The following is a 21,090-nucleotide window of genomic DNA, read 5'->3' as shown; positions in this document are numbered from 1 at the left end:
AGTGCTGAATGCTGAACGCTTTTTAATATACCCAGGACTTACGCAAATTCTTAGACAACACACTATCTGCAGGGGGCGAATGCCATTCGCCCGAATGGCATTCGCCCCTACTTGGTATGGCGCTTGGAGCGTAAGTCCTGATACCTATGAATTAGGCATTAGTGATGTTCGCAGTACATATATTATTAGGGCTGCTTTGTAAGTCAGAAATCCAAGGAAAATCGGTAAAATTTTTAGCTCATTTAATTGAGTTGCCAATATTATCAACCCAACAAATATAGCTAGTCTTGTTTTACTTAGACCTCCTTTTTCTCTGCCAATACGCTCAACATCTTTCGCCAACATTCTTAAGTAAACCACACTTGTAGCTGCTCCTATCAAATAATTTAGAGCTACGTTTAAGGAGTAAAAAACCCAGACAAAGATAAATATTATACCTGTAATTGTCAAGGTGATTACATATAATTCCTGTTGCAGTTTGTAATACTCTTGTATTGAAGGATTTGGTTCTGGTGTTTCAGTACCAACTTCTGAAGTATTATTTTCAACAGTTATGGTTTCTGGTGATGTATCAGATATATTCACAAAAGTTTAGATACTAATCACAGGTTGTAGGCTTTTTTTATATGCCAAGAGTCATCATACCATGTTGGAGCAAGGATACCTAATAGATATTTATAAGTCAGTAGTCAATATTCATTAGTCAGTAGTCAGTAGAGAATGATCGGCGGTTTTCATTTCGGTAGACTCCAGTAGAGATCTTCCATGGAACTTTCCTACTGGGTTTTGGTTGTGACTTAAAGTCATCTTTTGAAAAGCACTTATAGTTAGTCCCTACTTAAAGAATGAGCTTGAAATAGGGATAAATTTATAGTAAGAATTTGACTAAAGACTTCTGACTTCTGATTTCATAAACAAAGTCATCAATCTGAAATTCTGGATTTTTGAGTGGCTAAACACTACATATTCATAACGTTATAGTTTTTAAACACTGCATATAGTGTCTCGGTGCAATTCCTGATTTAGTCACAATCAGAATTTAACTTCTGACTTCATAAACCAAGTCATAAACCTGAAATTCTGGATTTTTGAGTGGCTAAACACTACATATCCATAACGTTATAGTTTTTAAACACTGCATATAGTGTCTCGGTGCAATTCCTGATTTAGTCACAATCAGAATTTAACTTCTGACTGCTGAGTTTTAACTTCTGACTTCATAAACCAAGTCATTAATCTAAAATTCTGAATTTTTGAGTGGCTAAACACTACATATCCATAACGTTATAGTTTTTGAACACTGCATATAGTGTCTCAGCGCAATTCCTGATTTACTCACAATCAGAATTTGGTTTCTAATTTCTGAATTTTTACTTCTGAAGTTGCTCAACAAAGTCATCAATCTGAAATTCTGGATTTTTGAGTAGCTAAACACTACATATTCATAACGTTATAGTTTTTGAACACTGCATATAGATAGTGTTTCGGTGCAATTCCTGATTTACTAACAATCAGAATTTGGTTTCTAATTTCTGAATTTTTACTTCTGAAGTTGCTCAACAAAGTCATCAATCTGAAATTCTGGATTTTTGAGTGTCTAAACACTACATATCCATAACGTTATAGTTTTTTAACACTTTATATAGTGTCTCGACCCAATTCCTGATTTACTCACAATCAGAATTTGGTTTCTAATTTCTGAATTTTTACTTCTGAAGTTGCTCAACAAAGTCATCAATCTGAAATTCTGGATTTTTGAGTGTCTAAACACTACATATCCATAACGTTATAGTTTTTTAACACTGCATATAGTGTTTCGGTGCAATTCCTGATTGATTTAGAATCATAATTTAACTTCTGACTTCTGACTTAATAAACCAAGTCATCAATCTGAAATTCTGGATTTTTGAGTGTCTAAACACTACATATCCATAACGTTATAGTTTTTTAACACTGCATATAGTGTTTCGGTGCAATTCCTGATTGATTCAGAATCATAATTTAACTTCTGACTTCTGAGTTTTGACTTCTGACTTCATAAACCAGGAGTCAGTAAAATCAAAAGTCGGGATTGAAGCGATCGCACGGTTTCTAGTCCTACTGATACATTTGTTAGTATTTCTCCTACTGTGGGTTGAGATTGGCTATTTGCCCCATTATCACAAGCTTGGAGAAATTCGTATTCTTCCCTTGACAAATTTACCAATTTATAGTCACCATCAAATATATTTTGACTCGGCCATCCCTGGATACAAGGACTTAATTCAGGTATTGCTGTGCTGAGAAGGCGATCATTAGACCAATCAACTTTCTGTAGAGGTGGTCTTCCTAAGAAAAACTCGTAATGGCTAATCTGAGGATCTAATAACTCAATCAAACGATAACGTTCTTGGTCATTCAAATCAATTACTCTGTCTATCAATTCAGGAGATTTTCCTAGAAGTCGTTTTATATCCCAGTATTGCCAATTGGAAAATCCGAGAAATTCTAAACCAGATGCTTCTATTAACTCAAACAGAGTATCAATATTATAGTCAATCTCTTGGGGATGGACATACATATCGGCAAAACACTCGTCTCGTTGATTTTCAAAAGCCCATCTTTCCTTTTCATATTTGACAAGACGGTTATTCTCTGGTAAAGAAGCAAAAACTTGACGTCCGATTTTTACTCCATCTTCGTAGTTGCCACGTTCATTGCCTTGAAGGATAGCGATCACTTGCTGCATCAAACTAATTTCCCAGCGCCCCAACTCTGCATAAACAAAGATGTGCATAATTCCACCAGGGGCCAACTTTAAAGTTAGATTTTGGATACCTCGAATTGGATCGGGTAAATGGTGCAGTACCCCTACACAATTAATAAAGTCAAATTCTCCCCCTAGTTTGCCCACATCATATATGCTGAGATGATGAAATTCTACCCGCGAAGCTCCCGAACGGTTACACCTTTCTTTTGCCACCTGTAAAGCACCACTACTTAAATCTATTCCGACTACAGATGCTTGAGAGTTGAGATGAACCAAATAGTCTGTACTAGAACCTGTACCACAACCCGCATCTAAAATTCTAATATTTTGCTTTTCGGGTTTTTTACCACTGCAAAAACTATAAGCTACTGGCCAACTCCAGCGCCAGTTGTATCCCGGAGGTGCTTCATCTGTTAAAGGATCTGGAGGAAATGGGAAAGTATCGTAGAGTCCCTCAACTGCAGAACTAATATCAAGTTTATCTTTCATTTTGTTTTGGGTTAATAGTTACAAATAATATTTACTAAAAATTATAGTGCTATATTTGTAATTTATTAAATGGATAAATTGGCAAATTGTTGTTAGTGTTTCTGCGTTAGTCTGGAAAAAGCTTATTACAAAGATACAATAATTACGTCAATTTTTAATATCAAGTTATAGGTACTATGACAAACTCTTTCTCCCCTCTAGTACAAGACAAAACAAAAGCTCAAAATGAAAGTATAAGAACTATTGTCGGTAAATTGGATGATAAAGAGGTATATATTCCTGATTATCAAAGAGATTCGGAACAATGGGATTCTCGTAAACAATCTTTATTTATAGAATCTTTACTGAATAATCTGACAATACCAGCTTTCTTTTTTTGTGAAGGTGAAGACTTGACTGATGAGGTAGTCGATGGTCAACAACCTCTTAGCACTATCTGGAAGTTTTATAAAAATGATTTGACTATGAGTGCTAATAGTAAGGTTTCTTATATAGCACCTCAATCAATCTTATACAGTGGTAAAAAATTTAAGGATTTAGATAAAAAGCTACAAAAAATATTCTTAAATTATCCTTTGACTATTATTTATCTTCCCAAGGACTTAAAACTAGAAACAAAACTGGAAATCTTCAGAAGAATAAATGAAGGTGGTACACCTCTTTCTGGTCAAGATATTAGGTTAGCTTACTATAGTGAATCTAAATCAGTTACTTTTATTCGATTAGTAGGTATTCACAAAAATCCTACTACTATAAATGATGAAGATAGTGAAGATAATGAAGATCGTCAGAAGCCATTTCAAAGGATGGTTGAAATAGCTAAAAAACAAGGGCTATATAACCCTTGGGATGATTTTAATAATGCCAGAGAAAAGTGGTATGAATGGTGGGAAAAACAAAAGATATCCAAAGGTCAAGTACCTTCTTTGATGTTTTTATGGTATCTAGTTTGTCTTGATCGAAAAAAACTTTATGATTTATTAAAAGATCCATCCCATCTGAAAATTAGATTTGGAGGATCAACAGAGAATGCTTTAGATATTTACTGTGCACAACTTAAATATCAAGATAAAAATCAAAATGAAACATTATTTGTTTCATCTTTTGATGATATTCAAAATAGCTACTTTGAAAAATTTGCTAAATGGATGGAGATGATTTTAAGTAGAAAATCACTAGGAATTACTGTTAATAAATATAAACAGTTAGCTTTGTTTATTGCTGGAGCATTTGAGTTAGGTATATCGCCAGAAGAATTATCTGACGAACAATGGAATAAAACCGGGGATTTTATCAGAAGTTCTAGAAAATTTGGTAAAGAATTATTGGGTGGTGATAATTATCCAGAACCAAAGGGGCTATGGAGTGGAAAAAGTGGGCAATTTAGACAGTGCGAGGTAACAGTTGAAATTGTTAGAAATATTTTCCAAAAGTAGAATTTTTATGAGAGAAATTCCTGAAGGTTTGCAGCCATGTAATCCAAAGGCAAGAAGTTTTCCTATTAGTTGGAAAGAAGCTTATTTCAGATTACATTTTAATTCAGAATTACGAGGATATGTTTGTCCGATTTGCCAAAGGTTATTTCAAGGTGTTCAAGGTTTCAAACAACTTAAAGCTGACCATATTTACCCTTTCAGCAAAGGTGGTTTAACAACTTGGGATAATCTGCAACTTGTTTGTATTTCTTGTAATAGTCAAAAAAGTAACAAGTTAAACTAGAAAAAGTTATACATATTTCAGTTGGGAGCATTATTTTTGTAAGCATTCAGCTATTAGCTGTCAGGTTTCAGCTTTTTAAAGACCCCGCCCTTAAGAGTTAAAAAATACATACTTTTAATTCTTTTAAATCAGGAAGATGCTAATTCCCTATCTCAAGATAATGAAATTGATAGTTGAATGCTGACTGCTGAATGCTTACTTATCTTTCAATATGAAATGACTCGCAAAAAATATATAAAAACTGTGAAATAATTCCCTTGTTACCTGTTACTTGTTACCTAAATTCTAATAGTTTTTTTGACAACTATGCTGAATGCTGCTATTTTCTCTAGCAATAAGTCACTGTCATTTCAGTTATCAGTTATTAGTACCTGTAGCTGAAACTTCGGGATTGACATAAGGAATATTCTCTTTTTTTATCCCCTTAGACCAATTACCATGCATTAACGCTATACTTTAGCCATACTTCAACACTTCAATAGTTACGAAGATTCAAAGTCTGTTTTTGACAATTATTAGTCGGTTTGTATATATTATTTCTACTTTTACCTTTCGCCCCACTTCTCACAGTTCCCACACTTCCCCACCCTATCGGGTATAGCAAGATTTTTGAGAATTGGTATTAAAAGGGGAGGCTTTAGATCGCGATCTTTTGGTAAATATTTTTTTACTTTTGAATTTTAATTTTTGAATTTATTTAATTACTTAACAAAATTTATTATTTTTTCTAAGAAAAAAGACCATAAATCTATAAAATAAAATTCTGTAAGGTTTTTTAACAAAAGCAAGTAGTTAGCCTAAAACATTCTACCTTAGAAACAGATAAGAAAAAGCTAGAAAGTAAAAATAGCCAAAATACCTAATTTTTTTTGCCTCAATATTTCTATCAAATTACTGTTATAAAAATCAAGATTTAATAGTAAAGCAATGATACCAATAAATGAGGCATCTTAGGTGAGGCAATACCTAAGTCTAAAACTCAACCTAGTTGTGAAAAATTTTCTAGCATAATACCTATCAAAAAAAAAGGTATAAATTTCTGATGCTAATGTAGAAAATATCAAAATCAAAAAATTGATGTCAACCTACAGTATTTTCACTGTATAATTTCAGCACATAAAGTGTTATTTAATCAGCACATAAGGTGTTATTTAAAGGGTATTGTGGGAAAAACATAAATCTTATTGAAGTACATAAAACCCCCTAAATAACCCATAAACTCTGGAATAGTAAAGGATCTGGAGTATAAAAAAAATTTTCTGTCAAAGCATTAAAACCAAAAAAATGATAAATTATTTATTTGGTTTTAATATCAGCTTTTATGGCAGAAAATATCTTAAGCCTTGCCTTAAGAAAACTATGCTTTTTTTCAAAGAAAAGCGTGTTTGAAATATCATAAAAATTCAAGTTAAACAGGTAAGGATTCTGCTATAAAAAGTCAGCTCTCAGCTTTTTATGGGTTATGATAATTTTTAATTCTCCGGAGTAAGAATAATTCCTCCTTCCCAAAAAATAATGAATTAATAACTCATAGCTGATAACTGATAGCTGACAGCTAAATGCTTACTTAAACAGTCTGAATAAAAGCTGTAAAAACTTCAAACAGGGAGCGATAAAAATCGAATGACTGTCAAAGCAAGTGGTGGAACTTCAGTTGCACGTCCGCAACTATATCAAACTGTACCAACATCAACTATTTCTCAAGCGGAACAACAAGACCGCTTTCTGGAAAAAGGAGAACTAGATGAACTAAAAACATTTTTTAGTTCGGGAGCAAAGCGTTTAGAAATTGCTCAGATACTGACTAATAATTCAGAAAGAATTGTTTCTGTTGCTGCCAATACTATTTTTACCGGTGGTTCTCCTCTAGCTTACTTGGAAAAGCCAGATACACGAGAAATGGCCATGAGTTCTGTTAGTGCTACAACAACCTCAGTTTCTGAAAGTATGAAACTGGGTACTATGACTTATGTAGAGAAAAAGGGAGGAAATAACCCATTTCAAGCTCTAGGTAACCTATTTACTAATTTAACTGCGTCTAGTGCTGGCCCTATACCTGCTGGCTTCCGGCCAATTCCTGTGTCTAAGTATGGCCCCGCTAATATGACCAAATCCTTGCGGGATTTATCTTGGTTCTTGCGGTATATCACTTATGCTATTGTGACCGGAGATCCTAACATTATCTCAGTTAATGTCCGGGGTTTAAGAGAAATTATTGAGAATGCTTGTTCCACTGCAGCTACTATTGTTGCTATCCAACAGATGCGACAAGCTTCGATTAGGTATTTTCAAGATCCTGAAGCTAAGGACATTGTTGCCCAATACTTTGATTTACTTTTAACAGAGTTTCGTGGAGCAACACCTGCTAATAAGCAACGCCAGGGTCAAAGTTTGGATCAGCAAGGGCTAGAATTACCACAAATTTACTTCAATGCTGCGGAAAGGCGACAAAAGTTTGTGATGAAACCTGGTTTGTCTAACTTTGAAAAACAGGATGTTATTAAGGCAGCTTATCGCCAGGTATTTGAACGAGATATTACCAGAGCTTACAGCCAAAATATTTCTTATCTGGAATCTCAGGCGAAAAACTGCGAAATCTCCATGAAGGAGTTTATTCGTCGTTTGGGCAAATCTCCTCTGTACCGGAAACAGTTCTATGAAGGATTTGTCAATAGTCGTGTAGTGGAACTAGCAACTCGTCACTTCTTAGGGCGGGGTTTAAGTTCACCAGAAGAGTTTAGGAAATATTTTGACATTGTTACTAAAGGTGGTTTGTCCGCTTTAGTCGATGCCATAGTGGACTCTCAAGAATATTCCGATTATTTTGGTGAGGAGACTGTACCATATCTACGTGGTTTAGGTCAAGAAGCTCAGGAATGTCGGAACTGGGGAGTACAATTTGACTTATTTAACTATAGTGCCCCTTTCCGGAAAGTACCTCAGTTTGTTACCTTATTTGCTGATTATAATCAACCGTTGCCAGACCAGCACGTTTATGGTACTGGTAACGATCCATTAGAAATTCAATTTGGGGCAATATTCCCGAAAGAAACTCGCAACCCCAAAAACAGTCCTGCACCTTTCGGGAAAGATACTCGTCGGATTTTAATTCGTCAGGGTGCTGGTATTGATAATCAAATTAGTAATCCTGGCGCGATCGCTAAAAATCCTGGTTCTCTTGGTCCGAAGGTATTCAAACTGGATCAACTTCCTGGAGGTTATGTTAGTAGTGGTTTCAGTAATTCTGGTGGCAGTAACGGTTCTAGCATCAAGTATTCAGAAAGTTCTACTCAAAAGATTATCACTGCTGCTTACCGTCAAGTATTTGGTCGGGATGTTTACGATGGTCAACGTTTGAAAAGTGCTGAGAACAGACTTGAAAACGGCGATATTACTCTTCGGGAGTTTATTCGCGCTTTGGCAAAGTCTGATACTTTCCGCAATACCTACTGGACTTCCTTGTATGTATGTAAGGCAGTTGAGTACATTCATCGGCGGTTATTAGGTCGTCCGACTTATGGACGTAAGGAAATTAATTCTTACTTTGATATTTGTGCTAAGAAGGGTTTCTATGCTCTGGTTGATTCCATTATCGATAGCAAAGAATATAACGATGCTTTTGGGGAAGATACTATTCCTTACGAACGCTACTTGACTCCTGCTGGTTTGTCTCTGCGAAATACAAGGGTAGGCAGTATTGGCGACAAAAATCAGAAAGTTCAGAAAGAAGTTACACCAAGATTTGTGGAGTTGGGAACTCCTGGGGAAGTTCGCGCTGAACCTGATATTGAGGTTCGAGTTATTCAAGGTGTTAACAAGCAACGGGAGCAGTCTAAGGTATTTAAGTTGACGAGTACCGAAGACCAGCAACAGTTGAAAGTGGTTATTGCTGCTGCTTACCGTCAGATTTTTGAGCGGGATATCGATCCTTATGTAGTTAGGACTGAGTTTTCTTCTCTGGAAAGTAAGTTAGGAAATAATGAAATCAATCTCAAGGAGTTTATTGAGGGATTAGGTTGTTCTCAACTTTATATTAAGGAGTTCTATGCACCCTATCCTAATACTAAGGTGATTGAACTTGGTACTAAGCATTTCTTAGGTCGCGCTCCTCGTAACCAAGTTGAGATTCGGAAGTATAATCAGATTCTCGCGACTTCAGGTATTAAGGGTTTTATCGAAGCTATGGTGAATAGTGTTGAATACAGTGAGATGTTTGGTGAGGATACTGTTCCTTATCGTCGTTTCCCAACTCTTCCTGCTGCTAACTTCCCGAATACTGAAAGGTTGTATAATCAGTTGACTAAGCAGAATGAGGATGTGGTTATCCCTAGTTTTGAACCAGTAGCTGCAATAGATCGCAGTTAAGCTGTTAGTTATTTTTCGGTTTGAGTTAGTATTGTTCCCCTGCTGTAGATTTTTATAGCAGGGGATTTTTTAGCAAGTCAAAAGTCAACCCACCCCTAATATAGAATCCGGGTAATTAGTTATCGCATTACTGAGGAGTAAGGAGTAAGGAGGTAGGGACGTTGCATAACAAAAATGCGAACGTCCGTACGGAGTAATATCATGTCCGGTTGAATAGTTATAAATACAAATGGAGGAGTAATGAGTAATGAGGGAAGAGGAAAGAGGAAAGAGGGAAGAGGGAAGAGGAGGGAATTTTAAGCTATCAATGAAGAAAAAGTTTTTTTATCACTAATTATCCGGACATGATATAAGGAGTAAGAAAGGAAATGAAAATGCATAAATTTTTAAATTCGTATTCATGCTTAACATTGTAAGTTGAGGAAGTAATGAGCGCGATTACTGTATAACCGGATTTTATATAACCCCTCCCAGGAGTGAAAGAGGAAGCGAGCAAGAGGGAAAGCAGGGGCGAATGGCCATTCGCCCCTACATTCTTACTCAATTTGAAAGTTTGAGAATTTCCTAATAGTAATGGCAACTGCTATGTATTGACATACTCCCGACGTTGCCCTTATATTCCCCCCCCTTTCATGCGGGGGATTAGGGGGGATGGAAAAATAGGGATTCTGAGCGCCTGGGAAACCCTGACCGCGGAGCATGACAGAGGTGATGTCCTCCCCCTGTGTTCGTTGATTTTATATCAACTATAACCATCATAATAAAATGCCTCCTACTTGTCCACGGGATCGGAACATTTTATTTGCGGAGATATCCGAATCTTGACCCTGACTTTCATCCCGACCCTCCCCTCCCCCCTATGCACCGCGGGTTAGGGGGGATGGAGAGCGCGGCACTTCCCGCCAGGGGAGTTAAATCTAGATGATTAGTTATTGTAGTCATTGCAACTGGAAGGGAGTGGAAGGAAGCAATCTCATGGGTGGCGTGAAATTGCTTTCTTGGAGTCGCTGCAAACGACTTTTCAACATAATTTCATCAGGACTTACGCATCCGGCACAAAAGTATTGGTTTGAGATTACTTTCCTGACGGACTGCTCCGCAAACGCTGTTGCTCTTCAACAATTAATAATGAATAATTAATAATTAATAATTACCTCTCCTTGAAACCGATAGGATTGACTAATTATGAAAATTTTTATTTATTATCCCCTATCCAAGGGGAGGCTTTTTACCAAAATTTTTCGGTAATGACAGAAATATGTGATTTTGCGTAAGTCCTATTCATATTGGTAGTAATATTATGTCCGTTGGTATCGTTTGTGTAAAAATTGGGGAAATATAAAAAGGAGATAGGGAACACTTAACTGGGAACACTTAACTGGGAACACTTAACTGGGAACACTTAACTGGGAATAGGGAATAGGGAATAGGGAATAAGGAGAAAACAATCAAGACAAATATTTGTCTGAAAAATATAAGAAAATAGGCGTTGCACAATTAGGAATGATGAAACCCGAAACTAGATATTTTTGGATAACTATTTCCTAAATATATGTACAGTTGAAAATCTATTATCATTCTTTAATGTGCAACCCCAGAAAATAAGTATTGAATACTTCTCTATCTACCAAATTTCAATCCCTTGAAGTATTACCGCTTTTAGATTTTAGCCACAAGTGATGCTCTCTTAATATTTATTTTACAAACAGTCTCTAAAAACTTTAGTCAAGCACTCTCAAAGATAGCGCTCGCTTTCCCTGAGTGTATCTTAACTCAACATGACTATTGGACAATAGTTAAAAAAAATCAATCTGCTCATTGTTAGCGTTCGTCAGGAAGAAATATCTACCTAAAAACTTTAGAGAAGCACTCTACAAGATAGCGCTCGCTTCCCCTGAGTGTATCTAAACTCAACATGACTATTGGACAATAGTTAAAAAAAATCAATCTGCTCATTGTTAGCGTTCCCCACAGAGAAATATCTACCTAAAAACTTGAGTCAAGCACTCTCAAAGATAGCGCTCGCTTTCCCTGAGTGCATCTCAACTCAACATGACTATTGGACAATAGTTAAAAAAAATCAATCTGCTCATTGTTAGCGTTCCCCACAGAGAAATATCTACCTAAAAACTGTAGAGAAGCACTCTACAAAATTGCGATCGCGCTTTGTTGGGTTTCGGTTCCTCAACCCAACCTACTAGACTGAAACATCAAGAGCGATTGCTGTTAAAAAAGGGAAGAAATATCTAGCCAAAAACCTTAGTCAAGTACCCTAAAAGATAGCGACCGCCCCATTATTTCAAAAAGATAATTCACGTTTGCTATTCACACAATCTTGAAGATATAAATCAATTAATTGTTGATACAAAATCCCTTTTTCTTGTGCTTTTTTTGCAAAATATTCTATCATTTTATATTCTGGGGTATCTGGGGATGTCCGTGCAGAACCAAATATGGTAATTTTACGAGTATGACGATAGGGATAGAATGTTTGAAATCCTGTTTCCATATCTTGTAAAGAGGTAGCTAATATCTTCCAGTCTAGGGAGTCAAGTTCTTCTCCTGCCATATTAACTATAGTTGAGAGCGATCGCCAGATCCATTTTTGCTGTTTCAAGTTGGGCAAATTCTTGAGTAATTTGCTCATTTCTTGCTCAATGAATTCAATTGTTGATTTGTCAATATCTGAGGCCATAGATTGTTTGTATATTCTAGACAACTGTATTTATTTATAGCAGATATCAGTTATCAGAAAACGCACCCTACTAAAGTTATAAATAATTGATTAAATAGAACCAATATCTTCTGGGTTAAAATCTTTTAAAGGTAGATAGGGAGATGGCAGAGATGGGTTGTTCCATATTTGTTCTAATCTAGTTTTGGCATGAGATATTAAATCGCGAAGTTCTTCTATTGTTTCTAAACCTAAAGGCGGCAATAATTGTTCGGCAAAATCTAATTTTTTTGCTTCTAATAAATATTTGGGAGTCTGTTTCATGTACAATAAACTCCAACCATGCCAATATGAATCACTGTTATCTTTGGCTTGAGTTTCAGATAGGATAAATAAGAAAAAATCTGCTTCTATAAATTGCTTCATTGGCACAATTTCTGCAATTTTTCCATTTGTATGGCGCTGATTTAATATTTCTGAATGACGATGATTTGAAGAATTTTTAAATAGTTCTACAGGCTGAGATATATCATTCAATGGTATAGATAAGCTTTTAACAAAATCCCATGGCTCGTCAGGATAAAAAACTTTTTTTTTCATAATTTCTAAAATTAACTCCCACCGATTTTCTCGAATAAGAAAAGAAAAATATGTTACAAATAATTCGTGACTTATAAACTTGTATAAATCTAAATCAAAGGATTTTTCTTTACTCACCACCTCAGAATCTTGATGTCTATTTTTACCTAAATTTTTAAAAAAAAGGCTGACTGGTGGAGAATAATGGGTAATAATTTCTCCAAAATTTTGATATAAACTAATAGCTGCGGAGATAGATTCTTGTGTAGTTGCTATTAGTTCTGTAACACCAGCAAATTCTATAATCAGTTCTTCTGTTAGATTGATTGCTTTTATCAGTAAATTTTCATTTTCTACACTTTTTTCTGAAAATATTGGTGTCATATCTTTGATTTGACTATCTAACTGTTTAATATATCTTTTCATTTTAGATCTACTCTCAAGAATCTCTCTTTTTTTTATCTCTAACGTTAATTGTTCAGCAATGAAAATTTTCCTTTTTATTTCCTCTTCCAATGCTTGCAAAATAGGACGAATAGCTCTTTCAAAAGATTTTGCTAACTTGTTGCGCTCTGGAGCTTTTTCTTGATTATTTTCTGGCATATTGTAAGTAAGAATTCGTCTCATTCGCAGGTCAAATGGTAATTGTTCGGGAGTCCCAAAAGCAGTATTCATAACCATAATAATTTTTCCCTCTCCCAAAGTTTTCATTGCATATCCAAGCTCAATTAATACATTAGGATTTGGAGTAAGACGATAGTTTGCATCTTTATAGAGAAAATTAAGAAAATTCTTGAGTGCTTTCTGAATAAATCTAAGATCGGTAGAATTTAATAAATTGGAATTAATAATCGAAACATCACACACAAAAATCTGAGCCTCGTCAATTTTTTCAAAAATAGTATTAACAATATCAGGCGAACCAGATACATTTTGAGTATCCCTATCTATAACTGGTTCCACTTTAATAGAATCATCATTACGAATAGATTTTACAGCTTTCTTAAGAGCGTCCTCAATAAATCCACGATTTGTATTATTTTCTAAATCTGACTGCCAAGAATAAAATATTTTGCAATCCATAATCTCTACAAAAAATAGTATTTATAAAATTAACAACTTCCATTCTAATAGAAAAAAATAAATCCAGTCAGCTATGCTTAGATACTTGGGAAAGAACTATTCTGCGAAAGTCGGTAGTGTGGTTACGATTTTATGACTGCCAAGGAAATTTAGTATTATTGCCAGGAGAAGTAGTCGAACAAGAACAGCAACCTGCCCAACTTCTAGCAGCAAAACTAAAAGAGTTATATCAAATCCGCTTGCTTCGGAGTTACAAGAAACCGCGTTTATGGGCAGTCAATATTAGTATTTTAGGGCATTTGATCTAAACCCGGTTTCTCTGCTTTTTTATACCGACACTACCGGATTTGATATTAGGGGTAGATCCTGATTCTGTAAAATTCCAGAAAACATGGGTAACAGAAACCAATCTTACGTATGGGAGCGATCGCGTAAGCTCATTCCCTTATCTTAAGTCCTGTCTGAAGAAGTCTAATTTACACAGTCGCTACAGAAGGAGATTTCTTTGCTGACTCCATACGTTTTCCTTTCATAATCATTTTCACTCCACCCTTAGGTCCTAAAGTCAATCCTCGACGTTGGGGTTTCACCGGTTGATCCTCTGCCAACGCCATCTCAAAATTAGACATTAAGGTTGCCAATACTAAACGCATCTCAAAATTTGCTAATGCCATGCCTAAACAACGACGAGTGCCACCTCCAAAAGGCAAATATTCATAGGCAGAAAATTTTCGCTCTAAAAATCGCTCTGGTTTAAACTTTTTCGGTTCTGGATACAAATCCTCTCGTTGATGAGTCAAATAAATAGAACCCTGAATTATTGTACCTGCTTCCACATGATAACCTTGTAACTCTACAGATTTTGTCGGCACACGGGGTAATGTCAGCATTGCTACTGGATATATGCGTAAGGTCTCCTGACAAACTGCTGTGAGATAGGGTAAACGGAAAATACTCATTGGGTCAATATCTGCCTCTAGAGTTGCCAACTCCTGCATTAGCTTTTGATATACTTCTGGTTGTTTATGAACCCAATAAAGTGCCCAAGAAAGAGCAGTTGCAGTAGTTTCGTGACCTGCAACCAACATAGTCATCAGCTCATCGCGGATTTCTTGGTTGGTCATCCCTTGACCTGCTTCATCTTCTGCCAACAGCATTAAGGTGAGGATATCAGTACGATTTGGGTCGAGTTGAGCGCGACGTTCGTTGATTTCAGCATATAGGAGTTCGTCAAGTCGTTGCATTTGACGTTTATATCGTCCCCAAGGACTCCAAGCACCCAAATCTTGCTGTAACAATGGGAAAAATATTAGAGTTGCACGCAAAGGAGAACCAGAGACGTTAAGAATATTGGTAATCAGAGGTTTGATTTCGGCAAGACGTGGACTGTCATATAAACCAAACACTGCTTGCAATATCACTTGCATAGTAATCTCTTGCATTGCGTTACGGGCAATAAATGTTTCGCCTATTTTTAGGTTGCTGCCTACTTGCTTACTCAAATTACAAATTAATTCACCATATTTTGTCATGCGATCGCCATGAAAGGGTGGCATTAATAATTTGCGTTCTCGGCGGTGGCGATCGCCTTCTATCACAAGCATTGATTTCTCCCCTAGCAAAGATTTCAAAATCGGACTACCAGGAGTTTCATACTCATTGTTTTTGGTCAATATCTCTTGTTGAGCTTTTGGACTACTTACATACACTATAGCTAAACTACCCAAACCACCTTGTAAGGTGAAGATATCTCCATACTTTTTAGCGCAGGTCTCCATTGTTTTTAGTGGTTCTAAAATCCATTGTATTTTCTGTACAATTGATGGTGTGTTTGGTCCTTTGACTGATTTTATATTAGTTACTAATTAATTGAGTTTTTGAACTTTTTAATAGGGACAATTAACAGTAGTTCGGATGTTTGATTCTACTTTTAACTTCCTACAGTTTAACATAATTTTATAGAACCCCTAAAGGTATCTCTAGAAAACAGGGATTATACTAATCCCTATGCATTATAGCAGTTTTCATCTTGGATAGACCACAGTTGTAATCATCGGGGGGCAGTCCGGGAAGATTTGTATACTATGAAACTAGCCTTTGACTCCTAACTCCTAACTCATTACTCATTACTCCTAACTTCCCCTCCTGGGAGGGGTTAGGGGTGGGTTGACTCATTACTCATTACTCATTACTCCTTACTCCTTACTCATTACTCATTACTCATTTGGGTTCTATACAGTTGCCACAGAAGGATATTTTTTTTCTGCCTGTATACGTTTTCCAGTCATAACCATTTTCACCCCACCTGCTGGAGCTAAAGTTACACCGCGACGTACTGCTTTTACTGGTTGCTTCTCTGCCAATGCTAAATTATAGTTTCTCAGAATAGTTGCTAATACCAATTTCATTTCAAACATGGCAAATGCCGATCCAATACAACGTCGGTTACTACCGCCAAAAGGTAAAAATTCGTAAGCAGAGTATTGACGTTCTAAAAATCGTTCTGGTTTAAATTTTTTTGGTTCGGGATACAAATCTTCTCGATGATGAGTTAAATAAACACAGGGAGCGAAAGCAGTTCCTGATGGATATTCTTGACCCATTATTGTAATTGGTAATTTTGCTATTCGTGGAAATGTAATTATTGCCACTGGATAAATACGTAGGGTTTCACAGCAAACTGCATTTAGATAGGGCAGTTTCATAATTGCCATTGGATCTGGGTTATCCCCAAAGTCTGCCAATTCTTGTAATAGCTGATTATAAATTTCTGGTTGGCAGTGAATCCAATAAAACGCCCACGCTAAGACGGTTGCTGTGGTTTCATGTCCAGCAAATAGCAATGTCATCAATTCATCGCGCAATTCCCGATCGCTCATGGGTTGTCCTTCTTCATCCCGCGCTAACAAAAGCATTGTCAAAATGTCAGAGCGTTCGGGATCTAGTTGTTGACGACGTTCAGCAATTTCTGTGTATACTAACTCGTCAATTTCTTGCCGTTGTTTAATAAATCTACCCCAAGGACTCCAAGCACCCAAGTCTATTTGGAGAAACTTTAAAAATAACATACTTGCTTTCCAGGGAGAACCCAAGGACTCTAGAGCTTCACTCAAAAGTTGCTCTATTTTATTGTATCTATCTCCTTGATATAAACCGAAAACTGCTTGTAATATTACCTTCAAAGATATATCTTGGGTTGATTGTCTCATAGAAAATGGTTCCCCCACTTGCCACTTACTAGCTACTTGCCCAGCGATATTATAAATTAACTCACCATAAGCTTGCATCCTTTCTCCGTGAAAAGGTGGCATCAAAAGCTTACGTTGACGTTGGTGGGTAGTTCCATCTAACAACAGCAGCGATCGCTCTCCTAGAAGTGGCAGCAACACCTGATTTCCCACACCAGAATCAAACTGTTTTGGGTTAGTCTTGAAAATTTCCTCAATGGCCTTAGGATTGCTAATAAATACCATTGGGTAATTCAATTTTATTTGAAATGTATCCCCATATTGCCTTGCACATTTTTCCATAAATGTCAAGGGATTGGCCACCCACTGGAGGAGTTGAATCAAAGCAGGAACTTTTGGACCAGGTAGTTGTGTTATTGTCATATTCTTAATTATGAGACTTGTCAGTTTATAAGTTAAACAAATCTAACAATTCCTGTTGTTCTGTAAGGATTTTAGCTATTAATTAAAACTACATATAATTACTGCTGTGTATTGATTTGAGGGATGTTTTTATTTATTTTGGGAAAACTCTAATATTCACATAATTGTAAAAAATATTTACATAATTTGCTTGACATAGGAAACTTCAGAAAATTACTATTGCACCGTAGGCTTTTTTGTAAGATATTGAATTTGGAGAAAAGCATAATGAAAACTTTACTTAAAGTTTTTCAAACTCTGGTAATTGCTCTGGTAATATCGGTAACTCTATTGGGAAATCCCTGGATGGCATCCCCAGCATCAGCTCAGGGATGTGATACACCTTATGTACCTCTTCTACGAGAAACTGGCTTTGTGCATCGGGTAAATGTCCCGGACCTAGATAAGGCCATGTATTTTTATGGTGAAGGGCTTGGTCTATCATGCAATCCAACATTTTACGAGCCTCCCTTTTGGGCTGAATTTTATTCCGAAGATGATCCAGCGACAAGCATAGGACTTTATGCCAATCCCTACGAACCATTTGAACCAAAGACGGTAGGGACACAGATTGTGCCTGACATTGCTGCAGCTTGTGCCAACCTTAAAGAAAAGGGAATTCCTATTGACAAAAGTGAATATGCTGGTAGTTATGTATGTTTAGCTTCCTTCACAGACCCTTATGGAAATGAGTTGGCTTATCGTCAAGAGCGATGGTTTGGTTCTGATCCAAAGGAAGAATGTCTTGAACTCACTGAAACAGTATGTTCTCCTGGATTCTAGATGATTTTTTAAACAGTTAAGCTCACGGCTAAAAACCCCTTAGTCTTGCATTGTCAAGTTGTTTAAGTTTTAGTCATTTTTAATTCTACTCTCAATTAGTTAACTTTTTAAAAGTTGTAATTAGGCTAGTAGTTTTCCCTAGTCCCGAAGATATATTGCGTGGGCTAAAGCAAAACTACTAGCAAATATTTTTTGATCCCTAATTTATCACTACCTGAAAGGAAAATAATTAACCATATTTTTACACAAATGTCAAGGAGTTAGTCATCAAGGGTTGGCTTGAATCAAAGGTGAAATTTTCTAATCTAATAGTTGTATCATAGTTATATTCCTATCTTTTATTTTTATCTACTTATATTTTCAGATTTTCTAATTATTTTCATCATTAAATTTTTTTCGATTAGCTACAAGCACTACAAATAAATATTGCTCAAACTTATTACTACCTAAACTAAAAGGAATTAACATCGATCCCCGTAGATGTTAAATTATTATTAAGCTGAAATAAAAAGAGAAAAATACAGGAAAACTGCTATGACTGCAACAACCTCAAAACCAACAACAGTCCCAGATTTTTGCGAAGGTATCCAATACTTCGGAGAAGCTTGGCCTGATTTTGAAACTTACGGCAAAACACCAGCAATAGCAGAAGGAAGTAAAGCGATCGCCTCACCAAGTGACCCGACTGGCGTATATCAAACCCTCCTTTACGCCGACGCTCTCCGTTATTTAATGCTACAAGTAACAGGCAGCAAAGCATCAGGACACCCAGGGGGTTTTGCCAGTCAAGCTGAAGCTTATGCCGCCCTAGTAATGTTAGGCTATAAAAATATTCTCACAGAAGTCGGACACCACGCACCCGGATTTTATAGCGCCGTATTTCTTGATCGCTCCCTAGAAGATATGGAAATCTTCACAGTCCAACAAATGCGCGATCGTTTCCGGGAAATGCACGGACTCCTAGGACACCTATCTGGTTATATTCCTGGGTTACTCAACCCCGCAGGACCACTAGGACAAGGGCAACATTTCGCCATGGCAGCAGCATTATTACATCGTGACACCCTATTTCCTTTCACTTTGGGAGATGGTGGCATGGGAGAACCCTATCCAGTCAGCAGTATGGCGCACTTTAATACTGCCTATCCTGATGTCACCAACTTTTTACCTGTTTTAGTGTGGAACGGTTATAGTCAAGAACACCACAGCATGGTTTCCACAAAAACCAATGAAGAAATGATTGCCTACTGGAAAGGCAACGGTTTTGCGGAAGTCATCCTGGTAAATGCTAAAGACTTCGACGACAAAAACCAACCAGGCGATTATGTTGATAGCAGCGCCTTCTCCTTGGAAAAACGTCTGGAATTTACCAAAGCAGTATTAGAAAATGTTGACAAAGCAGTAAAATCTGCTCTTGGTGGCAAACTCACCATTTTTATTATCAAACAACTCAAGGGTGCAGGAGTTCACGCCAGAGGTTCAAAATCTCACAACCTCTATCCAAAAGACACCCTCGACAGTCCCCAAATTATGAATGCTCTCAAAGAACGCGCCTTACCAGTGGCAGCTTGGGAATTAGTAAGGAAAAATTGTGAACGTGCTGGTGGCGGTTCTGCTTCTAAAACAGTTGTCACTGAATTTGAGTACCCACTAGCAGAATTAGATAAACTACCTTTAGAAGAATATCCTGTTGATGGCGAGCGCAAAGTTGCCACAACTGCCATGGGAGCATTAATAGCTTATGTCGGGCAAAAAGATCCTCATTTCCTAATTACCAATGCTGATGGTAACGCTGCATCAGGTATTAATAATATTAACCAAACATTGAAAATTATTCACCCCACCACCGACGACATTTATTTCCAAGGTCCGAAAGGTCAGGTTTACGAACCTTTGAGCGAAGACGCTTGTGCTGGAATGGCAGCAGGTTTAGCATTAATGGGAGCGCGGACAGTTTGGTGTTCTTATGAATCTTTTGCTATTAACGGTGTACCTATTTGGCAAACTGTGACTCAAGCAATGGCAGAATTACGTCATCCCACTCCTTCAACTATTACATTATTTACTGCAGGAGCATTAGAACAGGGACGTAATGGTTGGACGCACCAACGCCCGGAAATTGAAGCTTATTTTGCAGCAATGATGCGGAATGGCAATGTGTTCGCCCTGTTCCCAACCGATGCTAATAGTATTCAAGTTTGTTATGAGTGGGCGCTGACTACTAAAAATAAGGGTGTGACTATTACTGCTAGTAAGTCGCCGTTACCTATTCGGACTACTTTTGCACAAACAAGACAAGGGTTGCAGGATGGTGCTGTTGTTCTTGAGGAGATTGCAGGAGATAAGACTGTTGTATTTGCAGTGGTGGGAGATATGCCATTAATTCCAGTTTTTGAAGCTGCTGCTTCTTTGAAAACTGAAGGTATTGGAGTGCGGATAGTTTCGGTAATTAATCCCCGACGTTTATACCGTCCCCACGATACAGCTTGGAATACTTGTTCTGAAGCTGATGGCGAATTTTTGGATGATGCTAGTTTTGAGAACTTATTCGGCGGTGATGCTTTAATTGGTGTAACTGGTGGCGCAAGTTTGATGTTGGAACCAATTATGTTAAGGAGTCAGGTTAAGCGGGATACTTTTGCTTGGCGTCGAGGCGAGACTGCTTCTAGTGCTAGTCAGGTAATGGCTTTTAATGGTTTGACTGCTGAGACTTTGACTAAGCGAGCGATCGAATTGGTGCATTGAGATCAGGAAGGATTTAATCAAGTTATATTAAGTCTGGTAGCATTGGTGTGATTAGATATTGTTGGGGCGAATGGCCATTCGCCCCAAAGGATTAAGATCAACTCGTACTAATAGTAATTACACAATCATATAGAATCCGGTTATATAGTATATGTTCATTATTAAATCGGACAATCGGACCATCTCCCCCAACAATACACTCTTGTATTCAACCGGATTTGATATTACTCCTTACTCCTTACTCCTTACTCCTT

The 21,090-nt window shown here is 36.9% G+C and carries 13 protein-coding genes; 6 read left to right on the top strand and 7 right to left on the bottom strand.

Features of this window, described 5'->3' with window-relative positions:
- Positions 1-144: 144 nt before the first annotated feature.
- Positions 145-585 carry an ATP synthase subunit I gene (locus F6K40_RS28405; protein ID WP_293140581.1) on the bottom strand — a complete coding sequence of 147 codons (441 nt, stop codon included), beginning with the start codon at positions 583-585 and terminating at the stop codon, positions 145-147.
- Between the two features lie 1,450 nt (positions 586-2,035).
- Positions 2,036-3,238 (bottom strand): class I SAM-dependent methyltransferase, encoded by a 1,203-nt coding sequence (locus tag F6K40_RS28400; RefSeq protein WP_293140579.1) that lies wholly within the window; start codon positions 3,236-3,238, stop codon positions 2,036-2,038.
- Positions 3,239-3,414: 176 nt separating this feature from the next.
- Between F6K40_RS28400 and F6K40_RS28395 the strand changes: the two genes are divergently transcribed.
- Entirely contained in the window at positions 3,415-4,674 is a 1,260-nt protein-coding gene (locus F6K40_RS28395) for a DUF262 domain-containing protein (protein ID WP_293140577.1), read from the top strand.
- Between the two features lie 7 nt (positions 4,675-4,681).
- A complete protein-coding gene (locus tag F6K40_RS28390) occupies positions 4,682-4,957 on the top strand; it encodes an HNH endonuclease (RefSeq protein WP_293140575.1) in 276 nt (91 codons plus the stop codon).
- Positions 4,958-5,432: 475 nt separating this feature from the next.
- On the opposite strand, the gene F6K40_RS28385 is transcribed toward F6K40_RS28390, so the two are convergent.
- On the bottom strand, positions 5,433-5,561 hold the full coding sequence (locus F6K40_RS28385; protein WP_293140573.1) for a hypothetical protein: 129 nt from the start codon (positions 5,559-5,561) through the stop codon (positions 5,433-5,435).
- 1,019 nt (positions 5,562-6,580) lie between these two features.
- Between F6K40_RS28385 and F6K40_RS28380 the strand changes: the two genes are divergently transcribed.
- Complete coding sequence (locus tag F6K40_RS28380; protein WP_293140571.1) at positions 6,581-9,322, top strand: phycobilisome rod-core linker polypeptide; 2,742 nt, start codon at positions 6,581-6,583, stop codon at positions 9,320-9,322.
- Between the two features lie 2,299 nt (positions 9,323-11,621).
- On the opposite strand, the gene F6K40_RS28375 is transcribed toward F6K40_RS28380, so the two are convergent.
- Together F6K40_RS28375 and F6K40_RS28370 are read right to left on the bottom strand one after the other, a co-directional pair.
- Positions 11,622-12,017 carry a hypothetical protein gene (locus F6K40_RS28375; protein ID WP_293140569.1) on the bottom strand — a complete coding sequence of 132 codons (396 nt, stop codon included), beginning with the start codon at positions 12,015-12,017 and terminating at the stop codon, positions 11,622-11,624.
- 90 nt (positions 12,018-12,107) lie between these two features.
- On the bottom strand, positions 12,108-13,658 hold the full coding sequence (locus F6K40_RS28370; protein WP_293140567.1) for a hypothetical protein: 1,551 nt from the start codon (positions 13,656-13,658) through the stop codon (positions 12,108-12,110).
- A 116-nt stretch (positions 13,659-13,774) separates the two neighbouring features.
- Between F6K40_RS28370 and F6K40_RS28365 the strand changes: the two genes are divergently transcribed.
- Positions 13,775-13,966 carry a hypothetical protein gene (locus F6K40_RS28365; RefSeq protein ID WP_293140565.1) on the top strand — a complete coding sequence of 64 codons (192 nt, stop codon included), beginning with the start codon at positions 13,775-13,777 and terminating at the stop codon, positions 13,964-13,966.
- 168 nt (positions 13,967-14,134) lie between these two features.
- On the opposite strand, the gene F6K40_RS28360 is transcribed toward F6K40_RS28365, so the two are convergent.
- Both F6K40_RS28360 and F6K40_RS28355 read right to left on the bottom strand, forming a co-directional pair.
- Complete coding sequence (locus F6K40_RS28360; protein ID WP_293140583.1) at positions 14,135-15,511, bottom strand: cytochrome P450; 1,377 nt, start codon at positions 15,509-15,511, stop codon at positions 14,135-14,137.
- 378 nt (positions 15,512-15,889) lie between these two features.
- Complete coding sequence (locus F6K40_RS28355) at positions 15,890-17,263, bottom strand: cytochrome P450 (protein WP_375340605.1); 1,374 nt, start codon at positions 17,261-17,263, stop codon at positions 15,890-15,892.
- Positions 17,264-17,536: 273 nt separating this feature from the next.
- Between F6K40_RS28355 and F6K40_RS28350 the strand changes: the two genes are divergently transcribed.
- Both F6K40_RS28350 and F6K40_RS28345 read left to right on the top strand, forming a co-directional pair.
- A complete protein-coding gene (locus F6K40_RS28350; RefSeq protein WP_293140561.1) occupies positions 17,537-18,091 on the top strand; it encodes a VOC family protein in 555 nt (184 codons plus the stop codon).
- Between the two features lie 534 nt (positions 18,092-18,625).
- On the top strand, positions 18,626-20,836 hold the full coding sequence (locus F6K40_RS28345; RefSeq protein ID WP_293140559.1) for a phosphoketolase family protein: 2,211 nt from the start codon (positions 18,626-18,628) through the stop codon (positions 20,834-20,836).
- Positions 20,837-21,090: the final 254 nt, after the last annotated feature.

This window comes from Okeania sp. SIO3I5 (genome assembly GCF_010672085.1).
In the GTDB taxonomy this organism is placed as follows: Bacteria; Cyanobacteriota; Cyanobacteriia; order Cyanobacteriales; family Microcoleaceae; genus Trichodesmium.
The sequence above is the reverse complement of the archived record's forward strand: the minus strand, read 5'-3'. Positions and strand labels throughout refer to the sequence as shown.